This is a genomic window from Streptomyces sp. NPDC008313 (genome assembly GCF_042956125.1).
In the GTDB taxonomy this organism is placed as follows: Bacteria; Actinomycetota; Actinomycetes; order Streptomycetales; family Streptomycetaceae; genus Streptomyces.
This window is the reverse complement of record NZ_JBIBFR010000005.1, coordinates 168,065-192,586: the sequence shown is the minus strand read 5'-3', so window position 1 is coordinate 192,586 and position 24,522 is coordinate 168,065. Positions and strand designations below refer to the sequence as shown.

General features: G+C 74.1%; 15 protein-coding genes and 1 tRNA gene. 9 read left to right on the top strand and 7 right to left on the bottom strand.

All coding sequences use genetic code 11. From position 1 onward, the window contains the following. Positions 1-178 precede the first annotated feature (178 nt). Entirely contained in the window at positions 179-2,221 is a 2,043-nt protein-coding gene (locus ACFY93_RS09150; protein ID WP_391355183.1) for a TerD family protein, read from the top strand. Positions 2,222-2,534: 313 nt separating this feature from the next. Here the strand turns inward: ACFY93_RS09150 and ACFY93_RS09145 are convergent. Then, a tRNA-Arg gene (locus ACFY93_RS09145) sits at positions 2,535-2,607 on the bottom strand. 311 nt (positions 2,608-2,918) lie between these two features. On the opposite strand from ACFY93_RS09145, the gene ACFY93_RS09140 reads away from it, so the two are divergent. The 7 genes from ACFY93_RS09140 to ACFY93_RS09110 all read left to right on the top strand — a co-directional run bounded on the left by ACFY93_RS09140 (position 2,919) and on the right by ACFY93_RS09110 (position 12,415). After that, on the top strand, positions 2,919-4,526 hold the full coding sequence (locus ACFY93_RS09140) for a dynamin family protein (protein ID WP_391355180.1): 1,608 nt from the start codon (positions 2,919-2,921) through the stop codon (positions 4,524-4,526). Between the two features lie 4 nt (positions 4,527-4,530). Continuing rightward, the gene (locus ACFY93_RS09135; protein ID WP_391355178.1) at positions 4,531-6,681 is read left to right on the top strand and encodes a GTPase; all 2,151 of its coding nucleotides are present in this window, start codon (positions 4,531-4,533) and stop codon (positions 6,679-6,681) included. Between the two features lie 299 nt (positions 6,682-6,980). After that, positions 6,981-7,574 carry a single-stranded DNA-binding protein gene (locus ACFY93_RS09130; protein WP_391355175.1) on the top strand — a complete coding sequence of 198 codons (594 nt, stop codon included), beginning with the start codon at positions 6,981-6,983 and terminating at the stop codon, positions 7,572-7,574. Between the two features lie 266 nt (positions 7,575-7,840). Continuing rightward, on the top strand, positions 7,841-9,253 hold the full coding sequence (locus ACFY93_RS09125) for a Cys-Gln thioester bond-forming surface protein (RefSeq protein ID WP_391355172.1): 1,413 nt from the start codon (positions 7,841-7,843) through the stop codon (positions 9,251-9,253). Between the two features lie 299 nt (positions 9,254-9,552). Continuing rightward, positions 9,553-11,217 (top strand): energy-dependent translational throttle protein EttA, encoded by a 1,665-nt coding sequence (gene ettA / locus ACFY93_RS09120; protein ID WP_391355169.1) that lies wholly within the window; start codon positions 9,553-9,555, stop codon positions 11,215-11,217. A gap of 2 nt (positions 11,218-11,219) precedes the next feature. Further along, positions 11,220-11,666 carry a thioesterase family protein gene (locus ACFY93_RS09115; RefSeq protein WP_391355166.1) on the top strand — a complete coding sequence of 149 codons (447 nt, stop codon included), beginning with the start codon at positions 11,220-11,222 and terminating at the stop codon, positions 11,664-11,666. Further along, positions 11,663-12,415: a hypothetical protein gene (locus tag ACFY93_RS09110; protein WP_391355164.1), complete on the top strand. Its 753-nt coding sequence runs from the start codon at positions 11,663-11,665 to the stop codon at positions 12,413-12,415. The genes ACFY93_RS09115 and ACFY93_RS09110 overlap by 4 nt, the downstream gene beginning before the upstream one ends. A 99-nt stretch (positions 12,416-12,514) precedes the next feature. Here the strand turns inward: ACFY93_RS09110 and ACFY93_RS09105 are convergent, their stop codons facing one another. The 4 genes from ACFY93_RS09105 to ACFY93_RS09090 all read right to left on the bottom strand — a co-directional run bounded on the left by ACFY93_RS09105 (position 12,515) and on the right by ACFY93_RS09090 (position 20,496). After that, the gene (locus tag ACFY93_RS09105; protein ID WP_391355162.1) at positions 12,515-13,477 is read right to left on the bottom strand and encodes an ATP-binding cassette domain-containing protein; all 963 of its coding nucleotides are present in this window, start codon (positions 13,475-13,477) and stop codon (positions 12,515-12,517) included. A gap of 32 nt (positions 13,478-13,509) precedes the next feature. Beyond that, positions 13,510-16,251, bottom strand: coding sequence for an FtsX-like permease family protein (locus ACFY93_RS09100; RefSeq protein ID WP_391355159.1), 2,742 nt, complete (start codon positions 16,249-16,251; stop codon positions 13,510-13,512). A 124-nt stretch (positions 16,252-16,375) separates the two neighbouring features. Next, positions 16,376-19,924 (bottom strand): FtsX-like permease family protein, encoded by a 3,549-nt coding sequence (locus ACFY93_RS09095; protein WP_391355157.1) that lies wholly within the window; start codon positions 19,922-19,924, stop codon positions 16,376-16,378. A gap of 158 nt (positions 19,925-20,082) precedes the next feature. After that, complete coding sequence (locus ACFY93_RS09090) at positions 20,083-20,496, bottom strand: globin (protein ID WP_391355155.1); 414 nt, start codon at positions 20,494-20,496, stop codon at positions 20,083-20,085. Between the two features lie 175 nt (positions 20,497-20,671). Here ACFY93_RS09090 and ACFY93_RS09085 point away from each other — a divergent pair, with 175 nt between their 5' ends. Continuing rightward, positions 20,672-21,655 carry a methyltransferase domain-containing protein gene (locus tag ACFY93_RS09085; protein WP_391355153.1) on the top strand — a complete coding sequence of 328 codons (984 nt, stop codon included), beginning with the start codon at positions 20,672-20,674 and terminating at the stop codon, positions 21,653-21,655. A 75-nt stretch (positions 21,656-21,730) separates the two neighbouring features. Here ACFY93_RS09085 and ACFY93_RS09080 read toward each other — a convergent pair whose 3' ends face one another. Then, complete coding sequence (locus ACFY93_RS09080; protein WP_391355150.1) at positions 21,731-22,981, bottom strand: FHA domain-containing protein; 1,251 nt, start codon at positions 22,979-22,981, stop codon at positions 21,731-21,733. A gap of 83 nt (positions 22,982-23,064) precedes the next feature. Beyond that, a complete protein-coding gene (locus ACFY93_RS09075) occupies positions 23,065-24,414 on the bottom strand; it encodes a hypothetical protein (protein WP_391355148.1) in 1,350 nt (449 codons plus the stop codon). Positions 24,415-24,522: the final 108 nt, after the last annotated feature.

Sequence of the window (24,522 nt, the reverse complement as noted above, 5' to 3'; positions counted from 1 at the left end):
TCGCGGGCAGTCAAAGCGCCGATCTTTCCACGGATCCTGCACGGGTTCCACGCGACTCCTGCAGATGCGCCATGTGGTCACTACAGTCTTCTGCGCACCGATCACCCCAAAACGCCAAACGCAAGGCTACTGGGGCGGCGGAGTAGTATCACCCGAGTTGCGCCATTGTGGGGGTTTCATGCGTGAAATGGTCAAGGGGTCGAATGTATCTCTTGCGACTTTGAGCGAGAACGTCGATTCGGTGATCGTCAGTCTGGGCTGGGGGAGCTCGACCGGCGAAGGGGACGCCGACGTGTCCGTCCTGTTGCTCAACGCGGACGGCAAGGTCCGCAGCGATGCCGACTTCTACTTCTACAACAATCCGGTAGCCGCAGACGGAAGTGTGCAGCTCCTGGGTAAAACGCCGACGGCGGACGGCAACGAGGACCGGATCAGCTTCGATCTGACCGCAGTGTCATCCGAGGTCGACCGCATCGTCCTGGCTGCCAGCCGTTACGAGGGTGCCCGCTTCGGGGAACTGGAAGGCGTGAAGCTGGCGTTGGCGGACGGCGGGGGTGAAGAACTCCTCCGCTTCGCCATCGACGAAGCCGATGCGGTGAGCGCGATCATCTTCGGCGAGCTGTACAGGCGTGGGGAAGAGTGGAAGTTCCGTGCCGTCGGGCAGGGCTACGACGCGGGCCTTGCCGGCCTGGCCGCGGACTTCGGGGTCGACGTCGACGACGATGCGACGGCCGAGGAAGCGCCGGACGAGGCCGCTGGCGAGATTCAGACGGACGCGATGGCAACGCCGTCGCCCGACGGGCCGAAGCGACAAGAGACGCTGGGGGCGGTTCCTTCCCCTCGTCGCCCTGAAGGCGAGGATCGGCCGAGGAAGCCGACCGCGCGACCTCGTACGGCCAAGAAGAAGATCACTCTGCCCAAGGCGGCCAGAAAGACACTGGCGGAGAACGAGTCATGGAAGGACGCACGGCTCTTCCCCGCGTCGGCACTCAAGAGCGACCGTGAGCGTGAAACGCGTGCAACCTCGGTGCTGCTGTCCGTTATGGCTCAGGTGCCCGAATTCGGCAGGAGGCTCACCGCCGCGTTCGGAGCACCGGCCGGTCGCATGGAGACTTTCACCGAAGTCACCCTTCCGCACGGTGACACCCCGCGACGCCCTGATGGAGTGATCCGAGTCGAACGCGCCGGCAAGCTGTGGACGGCACTCGTCGAGACGAAGACCAACGGCAGCGCCCTCAAGAGCGACCAGGTACAGGCGTACATGGACATCGCCGCGCGCCGCGGCTACGAAGCCGTGATCACGCTGTCGAACGACGTCGCGTTGGAGGGCAGCCCGCTCGTCGAGGTCAAGATCGACGGAAGGCGCAAACACAAGGTAGCCCTCTGGCACCTGTCATGGGCCGAGGTCGCCCATCAAGCGCAGATGCTGATCAGGCACGAGGGCGTCGGCAATGCGGCGCACGCCTGGCTCCTCCAGGAGCTGCTGCATTACTTGCTGCACGAGAACTCCGGCTGCCACGGTTTCCAGAACATGGGGCCGGCCTGGGTGCCGGTACGCAACGGAATCGACGACGAAACCCTGTGCCAGGGAGACCCGCGCGCGCTGGAGGTCGTCGAGAGCTGGGAGCGCCTCATCCGGCAGGTCTGCTTGCGGCTGGGTGGCGAACTGGGGCAGAAGGTACTGCCGGTCCAGCGCACCAGGCGAGGAACAGATCCGAAAGCACTCCGTGCCCGCCTCGCGGACCAGTTCTGCCTCGACGGGCGGCTTCAATCGGAGCTGCGCATCGAGGGAACGCCCGGCGTCTTGGCGATCAGCGCGGACCTGCGTACGGGCAAGCTCCGCACCTCCATCGAGATCCCGGCTCCCGAGCAGGGCTACCCCTTGTCGTGGGCGAAGCGTCTCGTCCGGCGCCTGGCCGAAGCGCCCGCGGATCTTCATATCGAAACTCTCGTCGAGGGGGAAACGGCCGGCCCGCGGGGAACGCTCGAACGCCTCCGCCCGGAGCCGGCCGACATGCTGCCCAAGGAGTCCGCCGCCCAGGTCGCCGGCTTCCGGCTTTCTCTCCTCAAGGGCATGGGGAGCAGCCGTGGGAACGCGGAGTCGGGCTTCATCCGAAGCGTCGACGACGCGGTGCACCGCTTCTACACCAGCGTGGTGGTCCATCTGGACAATGCGACACCTCGCCGCGCGCCCTCGAAGGAGGGAACGACGACAGGCTGAGGTTGCGCGATCAGCCTGCCGACTCGGTTCGGTCATCCGCCGGGCATGGCGCGGTACGCGCAAGGGTGACGAACTGGCCGGGAGTGACGTCCCGGCGCTCCCGGCCACCTATGCGCGATGCGTCGAGGGGTAGCTGCCTGACCTGAACAAGCGCCTCGAAGCCGCCGGGGATCTTCCCGCGAAAACCCGGTGACTGTCGTACGGCCCCGGACCTTCCCCTTGATCATCGGGGGAGCGTTCGGGGCTTCGCCGCATCGAGTGAGACATGGCCTGACCGGCAAAAAGCCCTCCCCAAAGGGAGGGCGGAGACGGGCGCCCCCGGCAGGACTCGAACCTGCGGCCAAGCGCTTAGAAGGCGCCTGCTCTATCCACTGAGCTACGGGGGCCGGGTGTGGTGGCCTCTGTCCTGGTGCCCGGGTGTGGGCTGATCCTTGACGTTGCCGGGGACAAGGATAGGGCTCCCGCATCCGTGTCCCGTGCGCTTCGCCTCCGTGGCTCGATGTGGAGGTTCGGTGAAGCGGTCCTGATAATCGCAGGCAGGTGCGAATCGTGCATCGCTTTTGGCGTCTCGCGCACCGGGTGTTGTGCACTCGTTATGCCTGCGCCCCCTGCCATCTCCTCCGCCGCGGACGACGTATCGGCGCGCAGACATGCCCATATGCTTCAGAAAGGCTCCAAAATTGGGCATTCTTCGCATGTGGTGACCTTGGACGTACGGCCTCAGCTGCTCGACGCACTCTCCGCCCTGCGCGACCGTGTCGCCGCCGCACGCTTTCCGCTGCCCCTGGCAGGGGCTCCACGCGCGCGTGCCAACCGCGACGAACTGCTCGCCCAGCTCGACGACTACCTGGTGCCCCGGCTCAGAGACCCGGAGGCGCCGCTCCTCGCCGTCATCGGAGGATCGACGGGCGCCGGAAAGTCGACGCTGGTCAACTCGCTCGTCGGACGCCGCGTCAGCGAGGCCGGCGTGCTGCGGCCGACCACCCGCACACCGGTGCTGGTGTGCCACCCCGAGGACCACCACTGGTTCAGCGGGATGCGGGTGCTGCCCGACCTCGCGCGTGTGTGGACGCCCTACCAGGAGCCCGACGACGACGGTCCGGTCCCCGCAGAGCAGGGCGAGCGCGTGCTGCGCATCGAGACCGCCGACACCCTCCCCCCGGGGCTCGCCCTCCTCGACGCGCCCGACGTCGACTCCCTGGCCGCCGACAGCCGCGTGCTCGCCGCCGAACTCATCAGCGCGGCCGACGTCTGGGTCATGGTCACCACGGCCGCGCGCTACGCCGACGCCGTGCCCTGGCACCTGCTGCGCACCGCCAAGGAGCACAACGCCACCCTCGTCACCGTCCTCGACCGGGTACCGCACCAGGTGGTCGCCGAGGTCTCCCGGCAGTACGGCGCCCTGCTCACCAAGGCCGGACTCGGCGACGTACCGCGCTTCACCGTGCCCGAACTGCCCGAGTCCGCGTGGGGCAGCGGGCTGCTCCCGGCCACCGCCGTCGCGTCGCTGCGCGCGTGGCTCACCCACCACGCGCTGGACCCCGTGGCACGCGGGCAGGTGCTGGCCCGTACCGCTCACGGGGTCCTCGACTCGCTCCGGTCGCGGATGCCCGAACTGGCCGGGGCCGCCGCCGCCCAGTACTCCGCCGCGCTGCGGCTCACCGCGGCCGTCGACCTCGCGTACGACAGCGAGTACGCGCGCGTGAAGGGGCGGTTGCAGGCCGGGGCCGTGCTCTCCGGGGACGCGCTGACCCGGTGGCGCGCCTATCCGCTGGACTGCACCGCCGGTGAACTGCTCGACGCGCTCGTCGAGAGCCTCAGCGCGCTGCTGCTGTGCGCCGTGTCGGCGGCCGACGAGCGGGTGGACGACGCCTGGCGGCGCGAGCCCGCCGCACGGGCACCCGGGCTGGCGGACCGCGATCCCACCCAGGAGACCGCCGAGCACCGGATCGGGATGGCCGTACGGCGCTGGCGGCGGGTCCTGGAGGAGTACGCCGAGGAGGAGGTCCGCGACCTCGACAAGAGCCTGGCGCCGGACCCCGAGGTGGCCGCCGCGCTCGTCGCCACCGCCCTGCTGGGCGGCCGCAGGGCGCGGAACGCGGGCGAGCGGCTCGCCGAGCGGATCGGCGCCCACGGAGCGCTGCGGCTGCGTGACCGCGGCGGACGGCTGCTCGCCGACTACGTCGACAGGGCGCTGTACACCGAGCGCGAGCGCCGCCTCGCTCCCCTGGACGCCCTCGACGTCCACCCGGAACCCCAGGCCGAACTCATCGCCGCGCTGTCCGTACTGCAGAAGGAGAGGTGAACCGGTGACTGCCGTCACTGACCGCACGGATCACGCCGAGCCCGCCGGAGAGGGAGCCTCCTCCGGGGACGGGGCGGGCGAGGAGCAGCGAGCCGGGAGAGGAGGCCCGGCAACGGGCGCGCAGGCGGAGGTGCCGACGGGGGCGCCGACGGAGGCGGCTCCCTCCCCGGGAGCCGGGCCCGACGGGGACCGGCGCACCGGCGACGGGGGAGCGGCAGGCGTGCGGCGCTCCGCGGGCACGGCCTCCGCGGACGACGGCCCTTCCGGCGACTCGCGGGACGGAGACGCGCGGTACGAGGACACGCGGCACGGGGACACGCGGCACGGGGACCGTGGTGCGCGGCAGGCGGACCCCGAGGGCGCCGGCGGCCACGCGCGCGTGCGCCCCGACACCGGGCACTCGCAACCGCGGGAGACCGGCACCCCGGACGGGCGGTCCGGACCGGACCCGGCCTGGGACGACGGGCTGATCGCCCGCCGCGCCTCCGAGACGGCGGACGGCGCGGAACCGGCACGGGGCACGGCCGTCGAGCCCAGGCCCGCCCCACGCGCCGTGCCGTCCCTCACGTACGACCGGGCCCTGAGGGGGCGGCTCGACGCGCTCAGGGAACTGGTGGGGCTGTCCCGTACGCGGCTCGACAGCCGGACGCTCGCGCAGGCGGGCCGCGTCCTGGACGAGGCGTCGGCGCGGCGCAGACTGTCCGGGGAGCACACCGTCGTCGCCATCGCCGGGGCCACCGGAAGCGGCAAGTCGCAGCTCTTCAACGCACTGGCCGGAGTGGCCATTTCGGATACCGGCGTCCGGCGGCCGACCACCGCCGCGCCCATCGCCTGCAGTTGGAGCGACGGCGCGGCCACGCTCCTCGACCGCCTCGGCATCCCGGGACGGCTGCGCCGGCGCCCGCTGCAGAGCGCCGAGGCCGAGGAACAGCTGCGCGGACTGGTCCTGGTCGACCTGCCCGACCACGACTCCGCGGCCGTCCAGCACCGCGAACAGGTGGACCGCGTCCTGGCGCTGGTCGACGCGGTCATCTGGGTCGTCGACCCCGAGAAGTACGCGGACGCCGTGCTGCACGAGCGCTATCTGCGGCCCATGGCCGGGCACGCCGAGGTCACCTTCGTCGTCCTCAACCAGGTCGACCGGCTGCCCGGTGAGGCCGCCCACCAGGTCCTCGACGATCTGCGGAGACTGCTCGACGAGGACGGGATCGCGCTGGGCGAGCACGGGGAGCCGGGGGCGACCGTCCTCGCGCTCTCCGCGCTCACCGGGGACGGCGTCGGCGAACTGCGGGAGTCCCTGTCGCAGTTCGTCACCGAGCGCGGCGCGGCGGCGCGCCGGATCTCCGCCGACCTGGACCTGGCCGCGGCCCGGCTGCGGCCCGTCTACGCGAGCGGACGGCGCGTCGGCCTCAGCGAGGAGGCGCGTGAGGAGTTCGCCGACCGGCTGGCCGACGCGGTGGGCGCCACCGCCGCGGGCGAGGCGGCCGAGCGGGCCTGGCGGCGCAACGCCAACCGTGCCTGCGGCACGCCCTGGCTGCGGTTGTGGCACTGGTACCAGGACCGGGGCGACCCCGCGACGGGCCGACCGGCCACGCGGACCCACGCGGACCAGGAGGCCACGGCGCGGCAGCGGGTCGAGCAGGCGGTGCGCACGGTCGCGGACCGGGCGGCCCGCGGGCTGCCCGCGCCGTGGGCGCAGGCCGTGCGGGAGGCGGCGGTGCGCGGGGCGCAGGGGCTTCCTGAGGCACTGGACGAGCTGGCGGCGCGGGCGTCGGCCCCGGCGGGGCGGCCACCGCGGCCCGGCTGGTGGCCGGTCGCGGTGCTCGCGCAGGCCTCGATGACGATCCTGCAGATCGTCGGCGGGCTGTGGCTGGTGGGCCAGATCGTGGGGTTCATGGCGCCGAACCTCGGGGTGCCGGTGCTGCTGATGCTCTTGGGCATCGCCGGGGGCCCGGCCGTCGAGTGGAGCAGCCGGATGGCGGCGCGCGGGCCCGCGCGGAGGTACGGGCTGGAGGCCGAACGGCGCCTGCGCGAGGCGGCGTCGGGCTGCGGCAGGGCCCGCGTCCTGGATCCGGTGGCGGCGGAACTGCTGCGGTACGCAGAGGTGCGGGAGCAGTACGGGCGGGTCAGGGGGGCGGTGGTGTCCGCGCGGTGACGGGCGCGCGGTGACGGTCGTGTGGTGCCGGTCGTGCGGTGGCGCATGCGCGGTGACGGTCGGGCGGTGGCGTATGCGTGGCGGGCGGGGTGGCGGGGTGGCGGGGTGGCGGGGTGCGGTGGGCGGAGGGGTGACGCGGTTGTCCACAACCGGGCGGTGGCCCACAGCGCTCAGCGGGTCCGGCCCGTTCGCGGCAGTCTGATCCCGCGGCGACCGCGACGAGGCGGTGGCCGTGAGGAGCCGACGCGAGGCCGTGCCGTACGCCGCGCGAGGCAGCCGCAGAAAGAGGGGACCGCAGAATGAACGAGACGATGGTGTGCGCGGTGGGGAACGTGGCGACGCAGCCGGTCTACCGGGAGACGGTGTCCGGCGCGTCGGCGAGGTTCCGGCTCGCGGTGACCTCGCGGTACTGGGACCGGGAGAAGAGCGCCTGGACGGACGGGCACACCAACTTCTTCACGGTGTGGACCGGCCGCGCGCTGGCCACGAACGTGGGCGCCTCGCTGTCGGTGGGCGACCCCGTCATCGTGCAGGGCAGGCTGAAGGTGCGCACCGAGGTGCGTGACGGGCAGAGCAGGACGTCGGCGGACATCGACGCCGTGGCCGTCGGACACGACCTCTCCCGCGGCACCTCGGCGTTCCGGCGGCCGGCGCGGGAGGGGGAGACGGGGACGCGTGCGGCACCGGCCGCGACGGCCGGCCCGGAACCCGCGTGGGAGACGGCCGCGGGGGCGGCCCCGGGGGCGGGCGCGGCGCCGGACTCGGAGCCTGACACGGTGCCGGGTCCGGAGCCGGACGCGGGTCGGGCGGCGGAGGCCGGAGCGCGGTCCGCGGCGACGGCCCGGTCCGCGGGACGGTCCCAACGGCGGCGTGCGCCCGCCGGGGTGACGTGACGTCACGCGTTCGTTAGCGGGCCTGACCGAACTGCGGCTTATCGGTGAAAGCGTTCTGAAGAATCCCACGTTGATTTGTCGATAAGCCCAGTTCAATGCGTAGTTGGCGATAACGATTCCGAGTCGATCGCTTGTGTGACTACCTGACCGGGGAGCGCGGGGGGCCACCGTCCCTAGGATGCCGGGCATAGCTCATGGGGCTGCTGATGCTGCTGGTGGGGCCGCTGCCCCCGCACGTCAAAGCGTCCTGTTCGAAGGGGAATTCTGTGCTTTCTTCGTTCTCTGCGTTGACCACACGCAGCCGGGGGGTCGGACGGCTCGCCGCCGCGACGTTCGTGTCCGGACTCGTCCTCGCCACCGCGGCGGCCACCGCGGGTAGCGCCGCCGCCGACGACGCGCCGCACCAGGGTGGTGCGACGGCGACCATCGGTGGCCTGAAGGTCGCCGGCCCCGCCGTCATCCACGACAACGGCAAGGACCAGAAGGTCTCCGCCGGTCTGTTCGAGATGACCGTCGACAACGGCGGCACGCTGCAGACCTACTGCATCGACATCCACAACCCGACCCAGAAGGACGCCAAGTACCAGGAGACCCCCTGGAGTGGCACCTCGCTGAACGGCAACGGGGATGCGGGCAAGATCCGCTGGATCCTGCAGAACTCCTACCCGCAGGTCAACGACCTCGCGGCGCTGGCCGACAAGGCCGGTGTGGGCAACCTCAGCGAGGAGAACGCCGCGGCCGGCACCCAGGTCGCCATCTGGCGTTACTCGGACCACGCCGACGTGGACGCGCTGAACCCCAAGGCGGAGAAGCTCGCCGACTACCTCTACAAGAGCGCGCAGAATCTGGCGGAGCCGAGCTCCTCCCTGACGCTCGACCCGCCGGCCGTCTCCGGTCACCCGGGTGAGAAGCTCGGCCCGATCACCGTCCACACCAACGCGGACAGCGTGACGGTCGCCCCGCCGGCCGACTCCGCCGCGAGCGGTGTGAAGGTCGTCGACAAGGACGGCAAGGTCATCACCTCCGTGGCCGACGGCGGCCAGATCTTCTTCGACGTCCCGAAGGACGCCGCGGACGGTTCGGCCACGCTGAGCGTGCAGGCGTCCACCACCGTGCCGGTCGGCCGTGCCTTCGCCTCGGTGAGCCGCAGCCAGACGCAGATCCTCGCCGGCTCCAGCGAGTCGACGGTCTCCGCCACGGCGACCGCGAACTGGGCCGCCAAGGGTCCGATCCCGGCGCTGTCCGCCGAGAAGAACTGCGCCAAGGGCGGCGTGGACATCACTGCCTCCAACGAGGGCGACAAGCCGTTCACCTTCGAGCTCGCGGGTACCGAGCACACCATCGAGGCCGGTAAGTCCGAGACGGTGACGGTCCCCGTGAAGGAGGACCAGGCCTACGACTTCACGATCAAGGGCCCGAACGGCTTCGAGCAGACCTTCAAGGGTGTCCTCGACTGCAAGACCGACTCGGAGACCGGCACGCCGGGCGGCGACAAGCCGCAGGGCGGCGGCGAGACCCCGGCGACCACCGGCTCCACCACCGGTGGCGGCGGCGACCTCGCCGAGACCGGCAGCTCCAGCGCGACCCCGACGATCGCCGGCATCGCCGTCGGCCTGGTCGTCGTCGGTGGCGGAGCGGTCTTCTTCCTCCGCAAGAAGAAGGCGGCGGCCCAGGGCTGAACGACCGATGGGACCGTCACGGTGCGGCACGGTGAGCGAAGGGGCGGGGGGCACAGCACCCCGACGACTCGACCGTGAGTGACCGCACGGTGACCCCGTGAGCGAAATGCGGCCCCGGCCCGCCTCTCCAAGCGGCCGGGGCCGTCCGCGTCTCCTCCCCCCTCCCGTCCCGCCGTTTCCCGCCCGAGGAGGCCTTCGGCGGGAGTGCGCGGGGGAACGGGTTTCCGTCGGAGGGTGGCCGTCAGGCAAGATGGGTTGTACTGCCCACTGCCAGATCTCAAGCTGCCGGACGGTTTCTCTTGGCTGAGTTCATTTACACCATGCGCAAGACGCGTAAGGCGCACGGCGACAAGGTGATCCTTGACGACGTCACGCTGAGCTTCCTGCCCGGCGCGAAGATCGGCGTGGTCGGCCCCAACGGCGCCGGCAAGTCCACCGTTCTCAAGATCATGGCCGGGCTCGAGCAGCCGTCCAACGGTGACGCGTTCCTCTCGCCCGGCTACACCGTCGGCATGCTGCTGCAGGAGCCGCCGCTCGACGAGTCCAAGACGGTCCTGGAGAACGTGCAGGACGGCGCCGCCGAGATCATGGGCAAGCTCAGGCGGTTCAACGAGGTCGCCGAGCTCATGGCGACGGACTACTCCGACGCCCTCATGGACGAGATGGGCAAGCTCCAGGAAGACCTGGACCACGCCAACGCATGGGATCTCGACGCCCAGCTGGAGCAGGCCATGGACGCCCTGGGCTGCCCGCCCGGCGACTGGCCGGTCACCAACCTCTCCGGTGGTGAGCGCCGCCGCGTCGCCCTGTGCAAGCTGCTGATCGAGGCCCCGGACCTGCTCCTCCTCGACGAGCCCACCAACCACCTGGACGCCGAGTCCGTGCAGTGGCTGGAGCAGCACCTCGCCAAGTACTCCGGCACCGTCGTCGCCGTCACCCACGACCGGTACTTCCTCGACAACGTCGCGGAATGGATCCTGGAGCTGGACCGCGGCCGCGCCCACCCCTACGAGGGCAACTACTCCACGTACCTCGACAAGAAGGCCTCCCGCCTCAAGGTGGAGGGCCAGAAGGACGCCAAGCGGGCGAAGCGGCTCAAGGAAGAGCTGGAGTGGGTCCGCTCCAACGCCAAGGGGCGGCAGGCCAAGTCCAAGGCGCGTCTGTCCCGGTACGAGGAGATGGCCGCCGAGGCCGACAAGATGCGGAAGCTGGACTTCGAGGAGATCCAGATCCCGCCGGGCCCGCGCCTGGGCAGCATCGTGGTCGAGGTCGACAAGCTCAACAAGGCCTTCGGCGAGAAGGTCCTCATCGACGACCTCTCCTTCACCCTCCCGCGCAACGGGATCGTCGGTGTCATCGGCCCGAACGGCGCCGGCAAGACCACGCTGTTCAAGATGATCCAGGGCCTGGAGACCCCGGACTCCGGCGACATCAAGGTCGGCGAGACCGTCAAGATCTCGTACGTCGACCAGAGCCGCGAGAACATCGACCCCAAGAAGACCCTGTGGGCCGTCGTCTCCGACGAGCTGGACTACATCAACGTCGGCCAGGTCGAGATGCCCTCGCGGGCGTACGTCTCCGCCTTCGGCTTCAAGGGCCCCGACCAGCAGAAGCCGGCCGGCGTCCTGTCCGGCGGTGAGCGCAACCGCCTGAACCTCGCGCTCACCCTCAAGCAGGGCGGCAACCTGCTCCTCCTCGACGAGCCGACCAACGACCTCGACGTGGAGACCCTGTCCTCGCTGGAGAACGCGCTGCTCGACTTCCCGGGCTGCGCGGTGGTCGTCTCCCACGACCGCTGGTTCCTGGACCGGGTGGCGACGCACATCCTCGCCTACGAGGGCGACTCCAAGTGGTTCTGGTTCGAGGGCAACTACGAGTCGTACGAGAAGAACAAGGTGGAGCGGCTCGGCCCGGACGCGGCCCGCCCGCACCGCGCCACGTACAAGAAGCTGACCCGGGGCTGACCTTGCGCCACATCTACCGCTGCCCGCTGCGCTGGGCGGACATGGACGCGTACGGCCACGTCAACAACGTGGTCTTCCTCCGCTACCTGGAGGAGGCGCGGATCGACTTCCTGTTCCGCCCGGACAAGGACTTCCAGCAGGGGTCCGTGGTGGCGCGCCATGAGATCGACTACAAGCGGCAGCTGGTCCACCGGCACGCGCCCGTGGACATCGAGCTGTGGGTGACGCGCATAAGGGCGGCGTCGTTCACGCTCGAGTACGAGGTCAAGGACCCGGACCAGGTGTACGTCCGGGCCTCGACGGTCATCGTGCCGTTCGACTTCGAGGCGCAGCGGCCGCGCCGGATCACCGCCGAGGAACGCGAGTTCCTGGAGGAGTACACGGACGACGCGCCCGGCGCCGGGGCGGAGCCCGCCGACGCGGACTCGGCGGGGGCCGTCGCCGCATGACGGTCCTGCAGCTGGCCGACGAGGGGGAGGCGGCGGACGTCGCCGCCTTCCTCGCCCGGCTGATCCACTACGACCGGGCGGCCGCCGTGCGGCTGCAGGCGTCCGGGACCGCGCTGGCGGTGTTCGGGCGCCCGCCGTCGTTCGAGGTGCTGGCGATCCGCACGGCACGGCTCGCCAAGCCCTACGAGGACGGTCTCGACGTCGCCCTGGACGTGACCGTCTCGGCCGGCGAGCTCCTGGAGGGCCTCGACGAGAGCGACGCCACGCTCGTCGTGCCCGCCGCCGTCACCGGCCCGCCGTGGGCCGGGGTCCTGCCGCCCCGCGGCGGCTGGCGGCACGAAGCGGGACTGCCCGGACCCGACGAGATCCGGACGCTGGTGAGCGCGGCGGTGGCCGAGTTCCGGGCCCGTACCGGCGAGCTGGAGCCCGAGGCGCGTACGCGCGCCGAGCTGGACCGTGTCGGGCGGGAGATCTGGTCCCGGACGATCGGCGCGACCGGGCTTCCGGTGCGGGCGGCCCACGCGGCGCAGTCCCTCGGCTTCCTGCGTCCCGCGCGGCCCTCGGCCCGGGCCACCGCCGAGCGGGCCCCGGCCCGGGCCGCCGACGAGCCGGCCACCGCACCGGCCGTGCGCGGTGAGGAGCCGCTGGGGCTGTACTCGTCGGGCGCGTGGCTCCGGCTGCGCACCCCGTACGGATCGGTCGCCGTCCGCAGGGCGGGACTCGGCCCACTGGGCGTCAGCGTCCGCTGACCACCGCGCCACCGGGCCACCCGGCCGCCCCTTCCTCCCCTGGACGCCGCCTGTCCCGTCGCCCCGGCCGCTGTCACCCGCGTACCCCCGGCCGCTGTGTCACCCGCGGTCGCTGTCGTCCGGCCACACGCCGATGTGGTCCGCCTCCAGTTCCAGGCCGACGCGGTCGCGCATGCCGAGGGCTCCGGTGTAGTCGGCGGGGAGCTGGAGCCGGCCCGCGCGGTCGAGCATCGCGTACTCGCGGGCGACCACCGACTCCTGGCCGGTGTCCGCGTCGACCTCGGTGCGGCGCAGCACCTCCGTGGACGTGCGGCCGTCGCGGATGGCGACCGTGCGCCGGACCTCGTCCGCGACCGCCTGGTCGTGGGTGACGATCACGATGGTGGTGCCCAGGCGTTCGTTGGCGGTGCGGAAGGCGGCGAAGATCTGCCCGGCGGTGTGCGAGTCGAGCTCGCCGGTGGGTTCGTCGGCCAGGAGCACCGAGGGCTCGCCCGCGAGGGCCACGGCGATCGCGACGCGCTGCTGCTGCCCGCCGGACATCTGGTGCGGACGCCGGTCCCGGCAGTCGGCGACACCCAGCAGCGTCAGCAGTTCCAGGGCGCGCTGCTCCTGGGCGCGGCGGCGGACGCGGGAGGAGCCGAGCTGCAGCGGCAGGGCCACGTTCTGCGCCGCCGTCAGATAGGGCAGCAGGTTGCGGGCCGTCTGCTGCCAGACGAAGCCGACGACCTCGCGGCGGTAGCGCAGACGGTCCTTGCCGCCCATCGTCAGCAGATCGCGGCCCGCGACGGTGGCGGCGCCCGCGGTGGGTGTGTCCAGGCCGGCGAGGATGTTCATCAGCGTGGACTTGCCGCTGCCCGACGCGCCCACCAGCGCCATCAGCTCGCCCTCGCGGACCAGCAGGTCCAGCCCCTGCAGCGCCTGTACCTCCACGCCGTCGGTGGAGAAGATCCGCACCAGCCGGTCGCAGGTGATCAGCGCGTCGTGGCCGTACGCCGGCCGGTCGCGGCGCGCGGCCGCGCGCCGGGCGAGATCCGCGAACGTGGGGGTGCTGTCGGGGGCCATCGGCTCACTCCTCGTCCCGGGTGTCCTGTCGCTCACCGTGTGTCGCCCGCCCTGAGTTCCGTCACCGAGCGCCGCCGCCCCGTCCACCAGGCCTGCGCCACCGCGACGCCCACGGCGAGGAGCAGCACCGACCCGGCGGGCACCAGCAGGGACAGGGCGTCCGCGCGCAGCCGGGCGCCGTCCGCCGGGGTCGCGTCCGCCGCGGCCAGGGCGACCGCGGTGAGGTCGATCCCGGGGGAGAGCAGCCGGACGGCCGCCCAGCCGGTGAGGGTGCCGCCGGCCGCCGCGAGCAGGGCCTGGGGCAGCGCCTCCAGCACGAGCAGGCCGCGGCCCTGGCGCCGGGTCAGGCCCATCGTGCGCAGCCGGGCCAGCAGCGCGGCCCGCTCGGGGGCGGCCCGCACCAGGGCCAGCAGCAGCGCCAGCGCGGCGTACCCGGCGCCCGCCACGACCGCCGCCGCGTAGATCCGCTCGGCGCCGGACTGCAGGGGCGAGTCGACGTACGCGGCCCGTGTCCCGGACCTCAGCCGTACGGCCGCGCCGTCCGCCGCGGCGCGCAGGGCGGCGCCGTCCAGGTGCTCCCCGGTGATCAGCAGCGCCGTCGGACGGGCCGGGCGGGTGCCGAGGCCGCTCCGGTCGACGACGAGGAAGTCGCTGCCGGGCAGGGCCGGTGTCAGCGACCGGACGAGGTCGATCCGTACGGTCACATGGCTGCCGTCCTCCATCCGCACGGTGAACGGGCGCCGCCCGTACAGGTCGGCGACGGCCGGGGACGCGAGCGCGGGCAGCGGTGAGGCGCGGGAACCGGCGCGGGCCCCGGAGCCCGTGCCGTGCGGGCGCAGGGCGTGCTCCGGGAAGGCGCCGAGGCCGGTGCGCCGGGCGAGGTCCGCGTAGGCATGCGGTTCGACGCCCGCGAGGGGGACGGTGCGCGTCCCGTCGTCCGGCTTCGCCTGGTAGGCGATGCTCACGGGCAGGGCCTCCCGCACGCCCGGAGCCGAGCCGATCCGTCCGGGCAGTGACGCCGGAAGCGGCCGCGTCGCCTCGATCCGGGCGTCCGCGCCCGTGGCGAGGAGGGCCGCGTGGTCCCGGGCGTCCGCGATCCCGGCGAGGACACAGCCGCCGAAGGCCGCCGTGGTGAGGGCGGTGAGCAGGGCCAGCAGGGGCAGCACCGCGGAGACGGAGGTACGGGCCGCGCGGGCCAGGGACAGCGGGCCCACGACGCCGCGCAGCCGGCCGGCCGGCCGCGCCAGCGCGCGCAGCGGCAGCGGGTACAGCCGGACCAGGACCAGGGCGGCGATCACTCCGACCAGCACGGGCGCCGCCGACACGAGGGCACCGCCCGGCCCGTCCGCGTCCCCGGTCGTGCCGCTCCTGCGCAGCGCGAACACCGCCCCCGAGGCCAGCACCAGCAGGGTCAGCTCGGCGACCGTGCGGCGGCGTGACGGGCGTGCGGAGGCGAGGTCCTCGCGGGCGCCGTGCACGCGGACGGCACGGTGCGCGACCGCCGCCCGGACGGGCAGCGCGGCGCAGGCGAGCAGCGTGACCACCACGGCGGCGAGGACCGCCCGGGACGTGCGGCCGGCGGGGACGGCGAGCAGCGCGCATCCGAGGCCGGCCGCCCCGGCGGGGACGGCGACCACCGCCGTCTCGGCGAGCAGCCGTCCCGCGATGCCGGGCAGGGAGCCGCCGCGGGCGCGCAGCAGGGCGAGTTCGGGGTGGCGGCGGCCGGCGCCGAGGCCGCCCGCCATCAGCAGGACGACGGCCGCGACGGTGGCGGTGCCGAAGGCGGCGACCGCGACCAGCGGACCGATGCCGGACCGCAGCCGCTCGTACGAGGCCACCACGTCGTCGAGGTCCGTGTCCGCCTCGGCCTGCGGATCGGTGTACCGGCGCACCCGCTCCAGGCCCGGTCCCGACTCCAGCGCGGCGACGGCGGAGCGCAGCCGGGGCAGGCCGTGCGCGGTGAGGACGGAGACGTCGGGCGCCAGGTCCCAGTAGCGCCACGGGTTGCCGGCCGTGCCCAGCATGGCCGGAGCCGCGTCCGGGGCCAGCAGCAGCGCGCCCAGCCAGTAGGTGTCCGCGTCCGGTCCGGGCAACCTGATCAGCGCGGGTGTGCGCAGCAGCGGCTGGGTCGCCCAGTAGGCGCCCCCGGGCACGCGGGGGACGACGATGCCCGTGATCCGTACGGCCAGCGGGGAGCGTTCCACGCCCGGCACGTGGATCACCGCACCGGTGGTGATCCGCAGGTGCTCGGCCGTCTCGGCGGTGACCACGGCCTCCACCTCGCGGGTCCGCGCGGTGACCGTGCCGTCGGCGCGCGGGAAGCGGCCCTCCCGCAGCCGGGCGTGCCGGGCGAGCCCCTGCTGGGCGGCGAGCGCCACGCGGGCGGGCAGACCGCTGGGCCTCGGCAGCCAGCGGTCGGGCACCGCCTGCGGCGTGGCGGTGCGGACGCCGTACGAGGACTGGTCGCGGTCGGCGACGAGCGGCCACTCGGCGCTCGCCAGGACCTGCGCGTACTGCCGCCGCAGGGTCTCGGCGCCCAGCGCCTCCTCCCGCTGCCGCGGGGAGAGTTCCACGGCGGGCTGCTGGGCCCAGATCTGCACGGTGGTCCGCCGGGGGGTGCCCGCCGCGACCGCGTCGCGCAGGCCCGCGTCCTCGTACCGGTCGACCGCGCGGGGGAAGGCGGCGGCGAGCGCGGCGGTCAGCGCGACGAGCAGGGCCAGGGCCACGGCGGCGCCGGGAGCGGCACGCAGCCGGGTCCGGACCCAGGGGGCCACGAGAGGCGGGGCCGTCAGGGGCCTGGGGGACGCGGGAGGGGCGGGGGAGGTGTGGGACTCCTGGGACGTAGGGGACTCGACAGGCTGCGGTGTCCCGGCGGGCGGAGACGGCTCGGGGGGCATGTCACTCACTCCCCTGGTAGCGGAGGGAGGCCGCCGCCTCGGGGCGGCGCAGGGCGAGACAGGCGGTGACGACGAGAGGGGCCAGCGCCACCGCGGCCAGCAGCGCGGCGACCTGGGCGAGGGGCAGCTCGACCAGTACCGCCGGAACGGGCTGGGCGGCCTGCGGGGTCAGCACGATCAGCGGGACGACCGCCCTGGTCAGTACCGTGCCGAGGGCCAGGCCCACCAGCAGTGCCAGCGCCACCAGGACGCCGTGCTCGGCGGCGATCATCCGGGCCAGCAGGCGGCGCGGGGCGCCCAGGGCCCGCAGCACCGCGAACTCGGCGCCGCGTTCCCGCAGCGAACCGGCCACGCTCACCGCGAAGCCGACGGCCGCCAGCGCCGCCGCCACCAGGGCCGCCGCCGCGAACGCGGCCTGGGGGCCCGCCCCGAACGGGTCGTCCCGCAGCCGGTCCGCGATCTCGTCGCGCACCAGGACCTGCGACGGTTCCACGTCGGGCCGCGCGCGCAGGGCCGCGGCCACGCGCGCGGCATCGCCCGCGCGGGTGTCGAGCCACCACTCGGTGGGCAGCACGCTCTCGCCGTAGCGGGCCTCCAGCACCCGGTTCACGGACGGCAGATCGACCAGGAGCGCCCCGCCGTCCCCGGCCGCCTGCCGCGCGCCCTGCCCGCCGCTTCCCGCGCCGGCGCCGTCGGCGGTGCGGCCCGTGGTCGGCAGCGCCCGCACGCTGTCCACGATCCGCACCGCGACGGTCGAGCCGCCGAACGCCACGTCCACCCACTGCCCCTTCCGCGCACCCGCCGACTCCAGGAACCGTCCGGTCGCCACGCCCGTCACCTCGGGGGCCGACGTCCTCGACGGCCCGGCCGCCCCCGACGACCCGGCCGCTCCCGGCGACGGGGACGGCTTCGCGCCACGGTTCGGCTTCGCGGCCGTCGACGGCCCGTTCGGCTGGGGCACCTGGACGCGGACCGTCAACGAGTCGGCCTGCCACGCCGCGTCACGCGGTACGGACCCGGTGCCGTAGGCGACGGTCAGGGTCTTCCCGGCGCCGGTCCGCACGCTCGGCCTCCCCGGACGGGCCCCGTCGCCGGGCGCGGCGGACGCGGCGTCGGTGTGCGACGACGCCGTCCACGAGCCGGCCAGAGGCAGCCGCCGCTCCTTCCCGTCCGCGTCCACCGCGCTCAGCTCCTCCACCGAGAGACGGTGCTGCCGCGCCCGCTCCACGGGCTGGGGCAGATCCAGTCGCAGACCGGTCAGGGTGAGCGGCTCGGCGGGCACCTCGGCGCCGCCCGCGAGGTCCACGGCCATGGAGCGCGTCCCGCCGTCGGCGCGGAGGTGGCCGAGCGCAACCCGGTACGGCGTGCCGTAGCGGTCCACCAGGGTGAGCGTCACGTCCACGTCGACGACGTCGGCCTCCCCGCCGCCCGCTTCGTCCACCAGGTCGTCGCGGATCCGCAGCGCCGCCCGCAGCCGCTCGGTCCCTCTCGGCAGACGGGTGCCCGCCGTCCCGGTCCTCGCGCCGAGCCCGGTCAGCAGCGGACGCACCGGCTTCCCCGCGAGGTCGCCGCGCATCAGGACCCCGTCCGCGGCGTGCTCCGTGTCCAGGGCCAGCACGTCCGCCGTCCGGTCGCCGGACAGCGGCAGGGTCGTACGGACGGCGGGCGCGACCCCGCGCACCCCCGGGACCGCCGCGTAGAGCCCGGCCCGGCCGAGGCCGTCCTCGCCGCCCGTCAGCACCCGCACCGGCGTACCGGCCGCGAAGTCGGCCTGGTCGTCCTGCGAGCGGTCCCAGGAGGCGCCCTGGCCGATCGCGAGCGTGCCCATGGCGACGGCGAGGACCAGCAGCAGCACCGGACCCGCGCCGCGTGCCGGGCGGCGGCTGAGCTGCCATCCCGCGAGGGCGGCGGGCAGACCGCTGCCGCCCGCGGCACGGCGCTCGGCGAGCCGGGCGGCCGGCGGGAGCAGCCGCAGCGTGAGTACGGTCCCGGCGAGCAGCGCCAGCGCGGGCGCCGAGACGAGCAGCGGGTCGACGCCGAGCGCCCCCGAGGCGTCCGTGCTGACGGCCCCCGACGTCCGCCGGTCCAGCTGCCAGTACGCCACCGCCGCGATCACCAGCAGACCGACGTCCGCGCCCGCGCGCACCGGGGCGGGCAGCGACCGGCCCCGGCCACCCGTACCGTCTCCGTCGCGGCCGCCGCTTCCGCCGGTACCGATCCCGCCGCGGCCGCCCGCGCCGCTTCCGCTCCCGCCGCCCCCGGACCCGGACGTCAGCGCCGGAAGGGTCACCGCGAGCGCGCACCCCAGGGCCACGCCCGCCGCGACCAGCCACACCGCGCCGCGCCCGTCGGAGGTGTCCGGACGCAGCCCGATCCGGGCCAGCGCGCCCTGCCCGGCCAGCAGCCCGGTCAGCGGCCCGGCGAGCAGCGGCGCGCAGAGCGCCGCCGGCACGGCGAGCAGCAGCGCCTCCAGGCCCGCCAGGCCCGCCACCCGGCCCCGCGATCCGCCGCGCGCCCGCAACAGCCGGGTCTCGCCCGCCCGTTCGGCACTCAGCAGCCGGGCCACCAGGAGGAGCGCGTATCCGGCGAGCAGGACGAGTTGCAGGGCGACGATCAGCAGGGTCGAGCGGGAGACGAGCAGGGCGCGCCGGACGCGGTCCAGGACGCCGGGGAGGTCGGTCGTCACGGCCGTCGTGCCGCTCAGAGCGGACGCGTGCAGGGCCGTCGTACCGTCGCGCGCCGCGTCCCGCAGGCTGTCGATGCGTCCGGTCGTCAGCGTCGAGAAGTCGGCGGACGCGAGCCATCCGGACGTGCCGGCGCTCACCCGGCCGCCGGCGAGGACAGCGGGGTCGGCGAGCAGGGGCCCGTACGTCGTGAAGTCCACCTTCCTGACGCCCCGGCCGCGCAGATCGTCCAGCCGCCAGTACGGCGCGGTGACGTCGGCGGGCCGGTAGAGGCCGGTGACCCGGACGCGCACGGTGGGTCCGCCGAGCCGGTCGACGAGGGCGAGGCGCGTCCCCGTCCGCAGCCCCAGGCGCCCCGCGGCGGTCTCGGGCAGGGCCACCTCGATGTCCTCGCCGCTGCCGGGAGCGGTGCCGCGGGGCAGCCGCCCGCCGGTGACCCGGACCTGCGTGCGGTCCAGGGCGGCGAAGTGCGTGAGATCCGGGTCGGTGGGAGCACCGTCGCCCGCCGGAGCGGAGCCGTCCGCCGCGCCGGAGGCCCGGCCGGTGGACGGCCTCGGGGAGCGGGGCAGGGCGTACGGGCCGGAGCGCACCAGCGTGCGCACGGTCACCGGCAGCCCGTCGAAGGTCCGCCGCGCCCCTTCCCGTACGGCCCTTCCGGCGGCCTCGCGCTGCCCCTCGCCGACGTCGGCCTTGACGATCAGAGCGGTGTCGGCGGCGTTCGAGGGCTCCCGCAGGGCGTGCCGCAGGGCCGCGTCGCCGATCGCGCCGGAGTACGCGGTGAGGGTGGCGAGCACCGTCGTGGTCAGCAGGACGGTGAGCAGCGCCGCCGCGAGCAGCAGGCGGTGCGCCCGCACCCGAAGAAGCACGAACCCCGTCACTCGGCCCCCGCTCAGCCCGTTGAACGCCCCCGGTCCTGATCTCGGAGCGATGCTGTCAGAGGGCGGGGAGCCGGGGTAACCGCCCGGGCGGCGGGCTTGACCGGATCGTGACCGGATTCCGGCGACGGGAGACCGGAACGCGCGCCTCAGCCCGGCGTGTTCACCATCGACGCCGCCGCGTACGTCAGGTAGTTCCAGAGGGTGTGCTCGTGCTCCTCGGAGAGGCCGAGCTCGTCGACGGCGACCCGCATGTGCTTCAGCCACGCGTCGTGCGCTGCCCTGTCCACGGCGAACGGCACGTGCCGCATCCGCAGCCGGGGGTGCCCGCGCTCCTGGCTGTACGTGTTCGGCCCGCCCCAGTACTGGATGAGGAACAGCGTGAGGCGCTCCTCGGCCGGGCCCAGGTCCTCCTCGGGGTACATGGCCCGCAGCGAGGCGTCCTCGGCGACTCCCTCGTAGAAGCGGTGCACGAGGCGCCGGAAGGTCTCCTCGCCGCCGACCTGCTCGTAGAAGGACTGCTCCTGAAGCGTGCCGCGCCGAATCTCATTCACGCCGTCCATGGTCTCAGACGCCGTGACCGAGGACTTGAGGCGTAGGACTTCCCAGGAGGGGGCGGGGGATGCCGCCCCCTCGCCGCGGCCTCCGCTCCCGGCCCGCCGCCCCCGCCGCGCGGGCCGCGGCACTCCACGGGTACGGGCGTTCGCCTCGCGCCGTGTTCCGCAGCACAGTGGAGGCATGAGCACGCACGCTCGCGGCCAGGAGACGGACGCCCTCGCCACCGCCGCGCGGGCGGAACTGGTGCGGGAGATCGAGGCGAGCGGCGCCTGGGACACCGACCCGGTCTGGCGCGAGGCGTTCGAGGCGGTCCCGCGGCACCTGTTCGTCCCGTACTACTACGTCGGCGTGACGGGCGGCTACGAGCGGCTGTGGGGCGAGCACCCCGACCCGGCCCGGCGCGAGCGCTGGCTGCGCGGAGCCTACGCCGACGCCCCGCTGGCGACCCGGGTGCAGGACGGGGAACTGGTGTCCTCCAGCAGCCAGCCGTCGCTGATGGCGAGGATGCTGGCGGCGCTGGAGGTACGGGACGGCGACGCGGTCCTGGAGATCGGCGCCGGGACCGGTTACAACGCGGCCCTGCTCGCCCACCGGCTCGGCGACGGCCTGGTGACCACGGTCGACCTCGACACCGAGATCACCGAGTCCGCCCGGCGGCACCTCGCCGCCGCCGGACACCGGCCCGCCGTCGTCACCTGCGACGGGGCGCGCGGCTGTCCCGAGCACGCCCCCTACGACCGGATCATCGCCACCTGCGCGCTGCCGTCGATCCCGCGGCCCTGGCTCGGCCAGTGCCGGCCCGGCGCCCGGATCCTCACCCCGCTGGCCACCGGGCTGGTGGCCCTCGACGTGCGGGACGCCGGTCACGCCGAGGGCCGCTTCCTGCACACGTCCGCCTACTTCGTGCCGCTGCGCGGCGGCGGCTCGGCGCCCGGGCTCCCGGCCCCGTCACTGGAGGAGATGCCGCGCCGGGCCAGGAACCACGACCTGTTCGTCTTCCTGCTCGGCCTCAGCGAGGGCGGCCTCACCCCGCGCGAGGCGTACGCGCTGTGGGAGCGCGAGGACCGGCCGGAGCGCGAGCGGTACGGGGTGACCGTCCACGACGGCCGCGCCCGGGCGTGGCTGGACGACCCCGAGGGGCCGCACACCTGGCCACTGCCCTGACGCGGAACGCGCTCCGGGGTGCCGCCCACGGTTCCCGCTGGCCGCGGCGGTCCCGCTACGGGTGCGTGGTGGCCGTCAGCCCCGGTGCACGGTGATGGTCGTCCACGCCCCGACGTGCACCCGGTCGCCGTCCTGGAGCGGTATCGGCACGAACGGCTGAATCGGTTCCTCACCGCCGTTGACCGTGGTCCCGTTGGTGGAGTTCTGGTCGACGACCGCCCAGCCGCCGTCCGGCTGCTGGACCAGGACCGCGTGCTGGTGCGAGACGCCCGGGTCCTCCGGCGGCACCGACAGATCGATGTCCGGGGTGTCGCCGGTGGAGTGGCGGCGGCGGCCGATCGTGATCTGGTTGCCGGTGAGCGGGCGCTGCTGCTCGGGGGAGTACGCGGGCAGGTTCAGACCCGCGGCCTCCGGACCCGAGCGCTGCATCATCGACAGGAAGTAGTCGCGGTCGGGACCGATCGTCGCCGACCAGGAGGCCGGCCCCGGAAGGCCGGGGCCGGGCCCCTGCGGGCCGCCGCCGGGCTGCGGGAAGCCGTAACCGCCCTGACCCGCGCCGGGGCCGCCCGGACCGCCGGGACCGGGGCCACCGGGACCGCCCGCGGCGTGCGACGGAGGGGAGAGCACCCAGTCGTCGTCACCGCCGGGCCGCTGCCCGCCCTGCGGCGGGTACCCGGCCGGGGCCGGCTGCTGCGTGAACGCCTGCGGTGCGCCGGGACCCCCGTGGCCACCGGGGCCGCCGTGACCACCGTGGCCGCCGGGATGGGGGCCGGGCGGCGGAGGCACCGGACGCGAGGGGTCGCCGCCGAAGGGGCCGGACGGGATCGGCTCGGCCGGCCGGTTCATCTGCGACGGCCGCGAGCTCTGATAGTCGTACGGATCATGCGCCGGACCGGGACCGGGAGCACCGCCGGGCACTCCGGGGCCGCCCGGCTGTCCCGGCTGCTGCTGGAACCGCAGCGCCGGGTTCGGGCCCCCGGGCACGGACGACGACGGGCGCGGGGCGGCCGGGGTGTACGAGGTCGCCGTGTTCGTCAGGAAGTTCCACCGGCACTCCTCGCAGAACGGCGCGCCGCCCTCACGGGGCGTACGGCACTGCGGGCAGAGCTCCGGCTCGGAGGCGGGCACGCCGCCGCCCATCGGGCCGGGGCCGGGCGGGCGTCCGCCCGCGCCCGGCGGGGGCGGCGGAGAGCCGGGCGCCGGGTAGCCGTAACCGGCCGGGGGCGGTGGCGGCGGGGGCGGGGGCACGGCCCCGGCCATGCGGTGACCGCAGACCTCGCACCAGTCCTCGGAACCCGACTGATGTCCGTTCGGGCAGGTCGGCATGTCGGCGCTTCCCCCTCTCCTGTCCGGCCGCTGCGGCCGGGTTCTCCGGTCCCTCGGGGGACCGGGCTCGCGTCTGCGTCAGGTCACTTCTTTACACGAACAGTCTTTGTGGACCGCGTCTCGAGGGTCATCTCGTCGGCGTCCTCGACCTTCGCCTTCAATCGCACAGTACCTGCAGCGGCGTCGACCACGTCCACCACCTTGGCGAGCAGTTTCGCCGTATCCGCGTTTCCGGAGGCGCCGGCGAGCTGCACCGCGCGGCCCAGCTTGGCGGTCGCCCCGTCGACATCTCCCGCTTTACGGGCATCGAGACCCTGCTGGATGACTTGTGCCAGTTCCGCCTGACCCGTGTAGTGCGCGACCTGCGGATTGATCGACGTGGAGGCCGTCATGTCGTCGGTCCACACCGCCCGTACGAGCCCCTGGGCGCCCGGCAGGGCCTGGGGGCCGCCGTCGCCCTGCGGGATGACCAGCGAGACCCGGGCGGCCAGCATCTCCTGGCCGATACCGGCCGCCGGGACCTCCACGCAGACGTGGTAGTCGCGGGACTCGTCGCCCCAGGACCCCGTGGGGTAGTCACCGGCGCGCGGTCCCGCCTCGGTGCGCCGGTCCGTCAGCTCCTCGACTGTGGGCGCCACCTGCTTCACGAACCTGATGGCCGTGCCCACGGGCGTCCACAGCCGCAGGGCGACGTCGGCGACCTCCTTGCCCATGGCCGTCTCCATCATGTGCGTGAAGTCGGCGGACAGGGCGGCCGGGTCGGCGACGATGTCGGCGGTGCCGAGCAGCGCGGAGGCGATGGCGGTGACGTCCTTGACCTCCCAGTCGGTGCCGACGCCCCGCGCGTCACAGGTGAAACGCCCCGCGCAGGAGTCGAGGGCGGCCTTCAGGTCACCGGGCGACTCGTGTTCGTTGCGGCCGTCGGTGAGCAGGATGCCGTGCCGGATCTGCACGTCCACCGAGGACAGCAGCCGGTCGGCCAGCCGCAGCCAGGTGCCGATCGCCGTGCCGCCGCCCGCGCTCAGCCCGCGCAGCGCCTTCTTCGCCTGCTCACGGGTGGCCGTGCCGGCGACGGCGAGCCGGCCGCCGCCGGGATAGACCTCCTTGCCGACGTGCGTCCCGCCGATCACCGCGAAGTGGACGCCGTCGCGCAGGCTGTCGATCGCCGCGGCCGTCGCCTCCCGCGCGCCGCGCATCTTGGCCCGCGGGAAGTCCATCGACCCCGAGCAGTCGACCATGACGGCGACGGCCGCGTCCGGGCCCTGCCCGGGCGCGTACAGGTGCGGCGCGGCGACCGCGTTCCCGACGGTGCCGCCGCCGGTGGCGCTCACCGTGACGATGGCGTTGACCTCGCGGCCGCCCTCCGGCAGGTACTCGTTCTGGTAGACGTCGACCGAGAACTGCGGCACGTTCGACTTCGAGAAATTGGCCATGCCTTCTCTGCTCCCCCTCAGGCCCCCGTGCCCGCGCGGTCTCGGCGCAGCGGGCCGGGGACGACTGTGTGCGGACCGGTCCCCTCCGGTCCGAGGCCGGTCCCGTCG

Bases quoted from the DNA above. Each gene is read 5' to 3' on its own strand.
- ACFY93_RS09150 (WP_391355183.1), top strand. From the start codon at position 179: ATGCGTGAAATGGTCAAGGGGTCGAATGTATCTCTTGCGACTTTGAGC.
- ACFY93_RS09130 (WP_391355175.1), top strand. From the start codon at position 6,981: ATGAACGAGACGATGGTGTGCGCGGTGGGGAACGTGGCGACGCAGCCG.
- ACFY93_RS09110 (WP_391355164.1), top strand. From the start codon at position 11,663: ATGACGGTCCTGCAGCTGGCCGACGAGGGGGAGGCGGCGGACGTCGCC.
- ACFY93_RS09105 (WP_391355162.1), bottom strand. From the start codon at position 13,477: ATGGCCCCCGACAGCACCCCCACGTTCGCGGATCTCGCCCGGCGCGCG.
- ACFY93_RS09090 (WP_391355155.1), bottom strand. From the start codon at position 20,496: ATGGACGGCGTGAATGAGATTCGGCGCGGCACGCTTCAGGAGCAGTCC.
- ACFY93_RS09085 (WP_391355153.1), top strand. From the start codon at position 20,672: ATGAGCACGCACGCTCGCGGCCAGGAGACGGACGCCCTCGCCACCGCC.
- ACFY93_RS09080 (WP_391355150.1), bottom strand. From the start codon at position 22,981: ATGCCGACCTGCCCGAACGGACATCAGTCGGGTTCCGAGGACTGGTGC.
- ACFY93_RS09075 (WP_391355148.1), bottom strand. From the start codon at position 24,414: ATGGCCAATTTCTCGAAGTCGAACGTGCCGCAGTTCTCGGTCGACGTC.